General features: G+C 50.7%; 9 protein-coding genes. All 9 read right to left on the reverse strand.

Annotated elements, in window-relative coordinates:
• On the reverse strand, positions 1–681 hold a 681-nt coding region (locus tag OEM52_11055), incomplete at its 3' end, for a hypothetical protein (protein MDK9700671.1).
• Positions 678–2309, reverse strand: coding sequence for a CTP synthase (locus tag OEM52_11060; GenBank protein ID MDK9700672.1), 1632 nt, complete (start codon positions 2307–2309; stop codon positions 678–680). The genes OEM52_11055 and OEM52_11060, both read right to left, overlap by 4 nt.
• A 330-nt stretch (positions 2310–2639) precedes the next feature.
• Positions 2640–3383: a 3-deoxy-manno-octulosonate cytidylyltransferase gene (gene kdsB, locus OEM52_11065; GenBank protein MDK9700673.1), complete on the reverse strand. Its 744-nt coding sequence runs from the start codon at positions 3381–3383 to the stop codon at positions 2640–2642.
• The gene (gene gatC / locus OEM52_11070; protein ID MDK9700674.1) at positions 3380–3715 is read right to left on the reverse strand and encodes an Asp-tRNA(Asn)/Glu-tRNA(Gln) amidotransferase subunit GatC; all 336 of its coding nucleotides are present in this window, start codon (positions 3713–3715) and stop codon (positions 3380–3382) included. Before gatC ends, kdsB begins: the two co-directional genes overlap by 4 nt.
• 3 nt (positions 3716–3718) lie before the next feature.
• Positions 3719–4186 (reverse strand): hypothetical protein, encoded by a 468-nt coding sequence (locus OEM52_11075; GenBank protein ID MDK9700675.1) that lies wholly within the window; start codon positions 4184–4186, stop codon positions 3719–3721.
• A gap of 89 nt (positions 4187–4275) precedes the next feature.
• Positions 4276–4617, reverse strand: a complete 342-nt coding sequence (locus OEM52_11080) for an MGMT family protein (protein MDK9700676.1) — start codon at positions 4615–4617, stop codon at positions 4276–4278.
• Positions 4618–4810: 193 nt separating this feature from the next.
• The gene (gene ppdK / locus OEM52_11085; GenBank protein MDK9700677.1) at positions 4811–7957 is read right to left on the reverse strand and encodes a pyruvate, phosphate dikinase; all 3147 of its coding nucleotides are present in this window, start codon (positions 7955–7957) and stop codon (positions 4811–4813) included.
• A gap of 313 nt (positions 7958–8270) precedes the next feature.
• Complete coding sequence (locus OEM52_11090; protein MDK9700678.1) at positions 8271–8948, reverse strand: citryl-CoA lyase; 678 nt, start codon at positions 8946–8948, stop codon at positions 8271–8273.
• Positions 8945–10195, reverse strand: a 1251-nt coding sequence (rpoN, locus tag OEM52_11095) for an RNA polymerase factor sigma-54 (GenBank protein ID MDK9700679.1), incomplete at its 5' end; no start/stop codon positions are given. The genes rpoN and OEM52_11090, both read right to left, overlap by 4 nt.

Raw genomic sequence — 10195 nt, forward strand, 5'->3', positions numbered from 1 at the left:
ATCGAGTACAATTGAGTTGGGTGTGACATAGGGGTCGATGGCAGTGCGATTGATACGTTGATCGAGAAAGGAACCAGTTTTTTGTCCTGATTTGAGATTCGCCAATTGGATCACCCCATCGGTTTCCCAGCGAAAGCGGTCGGGTGGCTCGCCAATCATCGTAACATTTTCCGCAGACAAACCCTCTTGAATGCGATACGGAGAATCGTTGCGAAAATGCAACGACTGGGGATGAAACTGTTTCCGCAACCAATCGACTATATGTGAACGCCAAAATTCCATTCCGGCAGTGAGAATCTGAATAACGAAATGTTCATCGTAACGGTCGATAATAAGACCTGGCAACGAATCGGCTTCAGAGAACACAAGCCGATATACATTGCCGAATCCCAATTGTTCCCGCATCCGGTACGCCGCATCGAGCCGGGAAAAGAGCCATTCACGTCCGGGCGGATTCGTACTGTAAGTTAGGATACGCGCCGCAATCAGGGTACGAGGATTGGCATGGGCATAGCCGAAGTGTTTCCCATCGTTGCCAATAATCTGAATGATGCCACCGACTGGCAACTCGGATACTGCTGTTTCCAATTCATTCGCAAAAACCCAGCGATGACCGTTCCGTAACCGTCGCCACGCTTCCGGTTTTATTCGAATAATCGGGATTTCACAAAGTTCAGTCATACTGCCTGGGTTCCCGCATGGGTTCCCGCCGCTCGGACGAATTCGCGGAATAGCGGATGTGCATTGGTTAACCGAGATTTTAACTCGGGGTGGAATTGACAGGCGACAAAGAATGGATGGTTCGGCAACTCAATCATTTCTACCAATTTATCGTCCGGTGATAGTCCGGAAAAAATGAGTCCTTTGTCACGTAACTTATCGCGATACTCATTGTTGAATTCATATCGGTGGCGATGCCGCTCAGTTATCGCCTCCCTGCCGTAAATCTCCCGAGCTCTCGTGTTATCCTTCAGGAAACAGGGATAGCTGCCGAGTCGCATGGTGCCGCCTTTTCGCTTCACGTCACGCTGGTCGGGCATCAAGTCAATTACCGGGTAACGAGTTTTTGTATTGAATTCGCGGCTATGGGCTGTCTTCATACCGGCAACATTCCGCGCAAATTCGATTACTGCGACTTGCAAGCCGAGGCATAATCCCAAGTACGGAAGATTTTTCTTACGAGCATACTCGACTGCGAGAATTTTTCCTTCGATGCCGCGCTCACCAAATCCGCCGGGGACAAGAATCGCTGAGCAGCCACTCAGCCGGTCTTCAACGGTTTCGCGGGTCAGCTCGGCTGATTCGATCCACCGCAAAACCGGTCTGATACCTACTTCCCCGCCGGCATGGACAAAGGATTCGATAATCGATTTGTATGCATCGTGTAATCCGACATACTTCCCGCAAATTGCAATGGTTACTTCTTTGCGCAATGCCGCGAGCCGGGATACAGCAAGCTCCCAATCGGATAGATTGGGCTTGTGGTGCGGCAGTTTCAAATGGGATACGACCAATTCACCAAGTCCAGCCGCTTCCAATTGCAATGGTACATTATAAACAATTTCGGCATCGGGTACTGGGATAACGTTCGATGGTTGGACATTACAGAAGAGTCCGATTTTTTTTCGGACACTTTCTTCAATCGTCAAATTCGATACAGTGCGGCAGAGCAACACATCGGGTTGGATACCGATTTCACGTAGTTCCTTTACCGAGTGTTGTGTCGGTTTGGTTTTCAGTTCGCCTGCCGAGCCGATGAAAGGAACCAATGTGAGATGGAGAAAGCAGCAACGGTGTTGTCCCAACTCCATTCCGATTTGTCTGATCGCTTCGAGGAATGGTTGGGATTCGATATCGCCAACCGTTCCGCCAATTTCAACGATGACAATTTCGGTAGGGGGCGTTGCAACGGTAAAGATGCGGGATTGAATTTCATCGGTGATGTGGGGAATCACTTGTACCGTTGCACCTAAGTAGTCGCCTCGCCGTTCCCGGTTTATCACTGTTTGATAGATTTGTCCGGTAGTCGTGTTATTGATTCGACTCATATTCTCATCGAGGTAACGTTCGTAATGCCCCAAATCGAGATCGGTTTCCCCGCCATCCTCCGTCACGAATACTTCACCATGTTGATAGGGTGACATTGTGCCGGGATCGACATTTACATAGGGATCTAATTTGATCATCCCGACTTTAAAACCGCGCGCTTTCAGAAGCCGCGCGAGTGAGGCGGCGCAGATGCCTTTTCCTAACGCCGATACAACACCGCCGGTAATAAAGATGAATTTTGCTTTTGCATTGTGCTGCACGGGATGTTGCCTCCGAAACGGTAATGAGGGAAGGTATCGAACTTGTCATTAAAAAAAAAGTGCGCAGGCGCTAACTTAGCGCCTGCGGTAATGGATATCACATTTCAGAATCGACGACCGCTGTGAAACCAAAGGTTTAACGAACAGTATTTACATTTGACTTGTACTGAAATGTCTTACAATCGGAAAATTAGAGCGGGCATGGATGCCCGTAATAATCTGTTGTTGTTTATAGCACGGGCTTGGATGCCCGTAACCACACTTCGTTACCGGGTTCGATAAATCGAACCCCTACAAAACAGGTCTGGAGACCTGTCTGTACCCGAGCAATCATGGGATGTTGCGGTCGCGGAGAATTTTTTCGACCCGGGCAACATCTTCCGGCGTATCGACCCCGATGGAAATCGCATCGGTCAGTACGACCCGGATTTTCCAACCGGCTTCTAAAAACCGCAGTTGTTCTAAACTCTCCCGCCGCTCGAGTGGGGATGGCGGATGCTGGCAAAACCAATCCAAGGCATCCCGCCGATAACCATACAACCCAAGGTGTAAATACATGGGAGGGATATCTTCGACTCCGTGATTCCGCGGGAAAGGAATCTTTGCGCGGGAGAAGTATAGCGCATTGCGATTGCAATCAATCACGACTTTCACCGCCGCCGGATTCATGAATAATTCCGGATCATCCATCGGGAGCGCCGGAGTCGCGATGGAAATAGTGGCATCCGATTGCATCTCGTAAACGATGGCGTCAATCGTCGCAGGATCCATCGCCGGTTCATCGCCCTGAATGTTTAACATAATTTCCGCATCGAGGTCGCGAACCGCTGCGCCAATCCGGTCAGTGCCACTGGGTAGCGCTGAATCGGTGAGAATCACTTCTCCTTGATGATTTCTCACTACAGTGGCGATTTCCTCACTGTCGGTGGCGACAATGACACGATCCAACCGGGTCGCTAACTTTGCTCGTTCAAGGACACGGACAATCATCGGCTTGCCAGCAATTAACGCCAACGGTTTTCGGGGAAAACGGGTTGCCCCTAAGCGGGATGGAATGACACCGATTGCTTTCATTCTATATCCTCGCTCTCGATGGCGCTTGCTTCCCCTTTTTTCGTGGGAACGATGCGCGGAAAGGCGAAGAAATTCTCGATCCGGTGGGGAGCATTCTGCAAGGCAACTTCCTGCGGTAACGAAGGTTGTACAACATCCTCACGCCAGATATTTTTGGCATCGAAGGCGTGCTGCATCGGCTCCAATCCCGTTACATCGACTTGCTCCAAGCGGTCGACATAGCCGACGATTTGATTCAAGTCGTGATGCAATGCGTCCAGCTCACGATCCGATACATCCAAGTGAGCCAGTAGCGCGAGCTTCGCTACTTCTTCCTTTGAGAAATTTGCCATGCGTTATATCCGGATAAAAACAACGGTACGAGACGCTTTATTCAACGACCATGGCGCATCGGTCAAGTACCAGTGGTACACACCCTGCACGACATATCCGTCGTTGGTAACTTTCTGCGTCATCCGGTCGACTACTTTTTTAATCTGCGACGCTTCGCCAATCGCTTCGGAAGAGAAGACTTTGCCGGTATCGGTGGTGACGACTTGTGCACTGTAATTGTCCGGCCGTTCGATCTCAATCATCACTTTCGATGAAAATGCGCCGGGTTGAAATAGCACCCGCGGATTGAGCAGCAACTGGATTCCCTCTTTGGAAGGAGCCATAATGATTTTGCTGTAGGCGTCTTCCAACCCAATCGGTTTTCCAAACACTGACGTCACAGACAGCCAATAGAACGATCTTCCGTTCCAATCTTCTTCTTTGCCGTCGAAGTCGGCATCCCGCGGTATTTCCGGTTTTCGCCAACCCATATCGTACTCCTGTTGTTCAATATTTTACTTTCAATCGTTCAACTCCGCATAGAATGAATTCTATGCGTCGGGTTAAATGAATCAAACCCCTACAATTCACCCCACCAACCGAACCGCTCAAAATCGATTTTCTCATCAGTGGAGAATTCGATTCCCTCGGCTTCGAGGAGTCTTCGCTGGATTTCGCCAGCTTCCCCTAATTTACGCAAAGAAAGCTTCCCGGAACGATTCACTACCCGCTGCCACGGAACATCGGTACCCTCGGTCAGGGAATGCAGGGCATAACCGACCGTCCGAGCGGCTCCCGGGGAACCCAATAATCGGGCAACATGGCCATAATTCGTAACATGACCGTAGGGTATTTGCCGCACCAAGTCGTAGACCCGCTGGTAGAAATCGGAATGAGTTCGGTTTGGCGTGTTCGGTTTCATTAATTCCAATTGCGAATTTTTTTTTCGAGATACCTAAGTGACTTTTTGCACACACCGATAGTTACGGGCGGCTACTAGACGCCTCTACGATGTCGGCTTTCACACTCTGTGGGTTGGACAGGAATGTCCAACCTCCGGGAAAACTAGAAAAGGAAGACAGCCGGTCGAGGATTCAACCGGCTGTCAGATTGTACTACTTCCGCTTTGCGGGTTTCGCTTTCGCGGGGGCTGCCTTCTTCGTCACTGGCTTCTTCGCGACGACTTTTTTGGCAACCGCTTTCTTGGCTGCAGCTTTCTTCACGACCGCTTTCTTGGCAACCGGCTTAACCACTTTCTTGGCGGCGACTTTCTTAGCAACGGGTTTTGCCTTGACTGCCGCTTTCTTAGCAGGAGCTTTCGCTGTCGCTGTTTTCTTAGCTGGAGCTTTCGCTGCTGTGGTTTTCTTTGCCGGAGCTTTGACTGCCTTCGCCTTCTTCGCAACCGGTTTCGCCTTGACTACCGGTTTAACCGTTGGTGCCGGGGCATTAGCTATCGCCGCTTGTGCCGCCGCTAACCGGGCAATCGGTACCCGGAACGGACTACAGGAAACGTAATCGAGACCAATCAAATGACAGAACTCGACCGACGACGGTTCGCCACCATGTTCGCCGCAGATACCAACTTTCAAGCGCGACAGCTTGAGGGTTTCGCGTGCACCGCGTCCCAATTCGGTCGCCATCTTGACGAGTTTGCCGACACCCTTGCGATCCAATGCCGCAAACGGATCAGACGGATAGATTTTCTTCTCGATGTAGAACGGCAGGAAGCGTCCGGCATCGTCGCGCGAAAGACCATACGTCGTTTGGGTAAGGTCGTTGGTGCCAAAACTAAAGAACTCAGCAACCGACGCTATCTCATCCGCGGTCAATGCAGCGCGCGGCAGCTCAATCATCGTACCGACCAGATAGGGAACTTTGAAGCCATACTCTGCGAAAACTTCGGAGGCGCAACGACGAACGATGTTTGCTTGCTCTTCTAGTTCTTTCACCGTCGATACGAGGGGAATCATCACTTCGGGATGAACTGGAATGCCTTCCTTATGGACGATACAGGCTGCTTCAAAGACCGCACGCGCCTGCATTTCAGTGATTTCCGGATAGGACATGCCAAGGCGGCAACCGCGATGTCCAAGCATCGGATTTGCTTCGCGGAGTTCTTCGACCCGCGCTTGAATCGTTGCAACGGGAATCCCGGGTTCTTGGGAAAGTTCTTCCTGCGCATTTTCTTCGTGGGGGACAAATTCATGCAGCGGCGGATCCAGCGTACGGATTGTCACGGGATAGCCTTGCATTGCCCGGAAGATGCCAGCGAAGTCGTCGCGCTGTAACGGGAGCAGCTTTGCCAAAGCATTCTTGCGGTCTTCCAATGTATCGGCGAGAATCATTTCCCGCATGGCAAGAATCTTCTGGCCGCCGAAGAACATGTGTTCAGTGCGGCAGAGACCGATACCCTGCGCGCCAAATGCGATGGCAGTGGCGGCTTGATCGGGTTGGTCGGCATTGGTGCGAATTCCGAGTTTGCGTTCGGCGTCCGCCCATTTCATCAAGTTATCGTACCGTTGGAACAGCTCGGAATCGGCGGGCTTCATCGTCTTGTCGATGAGCACTTCGATTAACTCGCTGGGGCGAGTATCGATTTTTCCTTCGATGACTTCACCGGTAAAGCCGTCGATGGATAACCAGTCGCCCTTATTGAATTTCTTGTCGCCAAAGGACATAATGCCATTGACATAATCGATTTCGATTTCGCCGCAACCGGCAACGCAAACCTTCCCCATCTGTCGGGCAACCAGTGCCGCATGGGAGGTCATGCCGCCACGAGCGGTCAAAATACCCTTCGCAGCCGTCATACCGCGAATGTCTTCCGGCGTGGTTTCAAGTCGGCACAGTAAAACAGTCTTGCCTTCGTTCGCCCACTCTTCGGCGTCGGTGGCAAAGAAGACGATTTGACCCGTTGCAGCACCGGGACCTGCCGGCAAACCCATCGCCAGCTTTTTACCCTGCGAAATCGCAACGTCTTTCGCTTTCCTGTCGAACACTGGGCGCAGCAGTTGGTTCAGTTGATCCGGTTCGACGCGCATTACCGCTTCGCGTTTGGAAATCTTCTTCTCGTTAGCGAGATCGGTGGCAATCCGCAACGCGGCAAAACCGGTTCGCTTACCGACCCGGCATTGCAGCATGAACAGGGTCTTGTTCTCGATGGTGAATTCGATGTCCATCATATCGCGATAGTGCTTTTCGAGATTATTACTAATCTTGACAAGCTGTTTGTACGATTCAGGCATCGCCTCTTCCAATGAGGGGAATTTAGCGGCGCGATCCGCTTCGGGAATACCGTGTGATTCTGCCCAGCGTTGGCTGTGAACGAGGGTGATTTGTTGGGGAGTGCGAATTCCAGCAACGACATCCTCGCCTTGGGCATTGATCAGATACTCGCCATTGAATAACGACTCACCGGAACCGGAGTCGCGGGTAAATCCGACGCCGGTCGCACAATCGAGTCCCATATTTCCAAACACCATCGCTTGGATGTTGACAGCGGTACCCCATTCGTCGGGAATTTTATTTTGGCGACGATAGATGATCGCACGTTCGTTCATCCACGAACCGAATACTGCGCCAATAGCGCCATAGAGCTGCTCGAGCGGGTCTTCGGGGAAATCGAGATCGAGGCGATCTTTGATGGCCGCTTTGAATTCTGCGACCAATTCGATAAGCTCATCGGTCGTTAAATCGGTGTCCATGACCGATTTCGGATCGATGCCATTGGCAACCGCGTGGGCATGTTTTTTGTGGTCGAGGATTTCTTCAAAGGGATCGATATCGGTTTTAGTCTGTGGTTTCAGACCTAATACGACATCGCCATACATTGCGACAAACCGGCGATAGCTGTCGTACGCAAACCGGGAGTTCCCCGACTTAGCGACCAACCCTTGCACCGTTACATCGTTCAAACCGAGATTCAAAACGGTATCCATCATGCCCGGCATCGACGCCCGAGCACCGGAACGGACGCTGACCAGCAACGGATTTTTCGGATCGCCGAATTTTTTACCCATCCGTTGTTCGAGTAGTTTCAACGCATCTTTAATCTGCTTTTGCAATTGCGTGGGATACTTATTGTTGTTCGTATAGTAGTAAGTGCAGACTTCGGTCGAAATTGTAAATCCGGGGGGAACCGGCATTCCTAAGTTGACCATTTCCGCAAGATTGGCGCCTTTTCCACCAAGCAGCGCTTTCATCGATGCATCGCCGTCGGCGCGGTTTCCGCCAAAGGAATACACCAGTTTCTTTTCCGCCATCACTCCTCCAATTCCGCCAAGTTGCGGACTCATTTTTCGGTGAAAGATGATTCTTTCATGGATATTACTTGGGCGTTGGGGAACACCCGGTTAAAAAGTCAGATGGACAGACCGCTACGTCTGTCGGAAACAAAATTCTCGCCGCATGCGCTAATATATTTGCCAGCGAAATGTTACAATTTTATTGACGAATACCCGGCTCGGGTAAATTCAAATGGTAATATCAAATCGAAAGTCACTCGACAGACAGGAGTGTCTGTCGTACAGGGTTCCGTATGATATTGCTTCGACGCAGAGCGCTCTTGCAATGACGCTACGAATTGATTTCACGATAATGGGCAGCCATGCCAACCATCCGCGAAATTACAAAAAACGCCGTACCAATGCGCCACTCGAATCCCAGATCGGAAATCGCTGCCGCGATTGCTCCCGTAATATTTAACGGCAACGGACGCGATGAAACGCTTGTAAGCTTACGCTCAATCGCTTCCGCCGTCGCACAATAGACCCCATAGCATCCGGTTTCACGCATCACTGTGAAAAGTGCGACAGTACGGGGATCGGCGGGATGCAATAGATGACCATAACCGGGAATTCGTTGCTTCAAAGCTTTTGCATTGCTTAGGATAGCATTGGCGCATTCCTCGGGATCATCTCCCTTGTGAACATTTTCCTGTAACAATTTACTCAATTTTTCGACCACTCCACCGTGGTTGGCTCCCATTGCAAGAGTGCCTGCTGCCAAAACCGACGGTAAATCGCCACCAGTCAATGCCACCGTGCGAGCAGCAACGATGGAGGGGGAATTATCAGTATGGAGTACTGAAGAACAGAGAATGGCGTCGATGACCCGCCGTTCTGCCGGTGTCGCTGTGTTGCCGCGCCATAGCAAACAAATCATATCGGCGAAGGATTGCTGTCGCATCAACTCGGAAAGATCGTTCCCATGGATGAGGATTTGCTCCGGTGTTACTTCGGAGAGTAGACTCATAACGTCCTCCGGAAACGGGCTAGGGGGTAACCAAGCTGTTCACGATACTTCTGTACGGTTCGGCGAGCTAAGTGATACCCCATACCATTTAAGGCATCACAGAGCGATTGATCGGTCAGTGGATTATGTTTGTCTTCGTTTTCGATAAGTTCCGATAACTTCTGTTTGATTTCCCGGGTCGAAACGTCACCGCCAAAATCCGACTCCAAACCGCCGCTAAAGAAGTGTTTCAGGGGAAAGATGCCCCAATCGGTTTCGACATATTTGTCTTTGATCGCACGAGAAACCGTAGAGTTATCGCAACCGGCGCGATCTGCTACTTGAATCTGGGTTAACGGAATGAGCGTTTCGCCGGTGATAAAGAAACGGTATTGGTAGCGGATAATCCATTCCATCACATCGAGAATCGTTTTGTGTCGGCTTTGAATCGCTTTGACGAAATTGCGAGCCGCCTCGAATTTCTGCGCCAACCACTGTTTGGTGTTGGTGTCAAGGTTGCGTTCCATAAACATTTCGCGATACTTGCGGCTGATTCGCAAATCGGGAACGGTCGCGTCGTTGAGATAGAGAAAGAATTGTTTTCCGGAGTCAAGCTCGACTATTCGATTCGGTGGTGCAGTATCACGCGGCTGCAAAGCAACCCAAATATCAGGGGTAACAAACTCCTGCACTTCGTTCCCAACACCGGGAATCGGTTGCAGCGCTTGGATTACCGCGAATATCTGTTTGGTTTCGTCTTCACTCCAACCGGTACTGATTTGTATCTGCTCGAAACGTCGCCGAGCGATTAGTTCAAAATGCTCGGTGAGTAGTTGAATCGCTTTCGAATAGACTAATCGATTGGGGTTTTGCGGCAGCAAGTCGTTCTTCTTGCGACGGAGCTGAATCAGCAACGATTCCTGCAACGTCCGGGCGAAGATTCCTGGAGGATCGTAGTCCTGCAAGCACTTCAGTACCCGTTCGACTTCTTCCGGTTCGACATCGAGTTTATTGGACAGAAAGTGGACAACATCGTTATCGAGATAGCCGCTCTGTTTTAAGGCGCCAAGTAATTGTTCACCGATTTCTCGGTCGGCGTCGGAGAGTCGAACATCCATCGATAACTGGTCGCGTAAGCTATCGAGAAAGTTGATTTCGGAATGGAATTGTTCTTGACGATCGGTATCTTCCTCAGCGTTATCGGAAAATGCTGGTAGTCCAAATTCACTGCCGACTTCTCCTCCAAAGACAGATGTCCAGTCGATTTC

Source organism: bacterium, from assembly GCA_030247525.1.
GTDB lineage: Bacteria > Electryoneota > JAOADG01 > JAOADG01 > JAOADG01 > JAOTSC01.

Coding starts and splice junctions, on each gene's coding strand:
- gatC (MDK9700674.1), bottom strand. CDS start 3,715: ATGGCAAATTTCTCAAAGGAAGAAGTAGCGAAGCTCGCGCTACTGGCT.
- OEM52_11075 (MDK9700675.1), bottom strand. CDS start 4,186: ATGGGTTGGCGAAAACCGGAAATACCGCGGGATGCCGACTTCGACGGC.
- OEM52_11090 (MDK9700678.1), bottom strand. CDS start 8,948: ATGAGTCTACTCTCCGAAGTAACACCGGAGCAAATCCTCATCCATGGG.
- OEM52_11080 (MDK9700676.1), bottom strand. CDS start 4,617: ATGAAACCGAACACGCCAAACCGAACTCATTCCGATTTCTACCAGCGG.
- kdsB (MDK9700673.1), bottom strand. CDS start 3,383: ATGAAAGCAATCGGTGTCATTCCATCCCGCTTAGGGGCAACCCGTTTT.
- ppdK (MDK9700677.1), bottom strand. CDS start 7,957: ATGGCGGAAAAGAAACTGGTGTATTCCTTTGGCGGAAACCGCGCCGAC.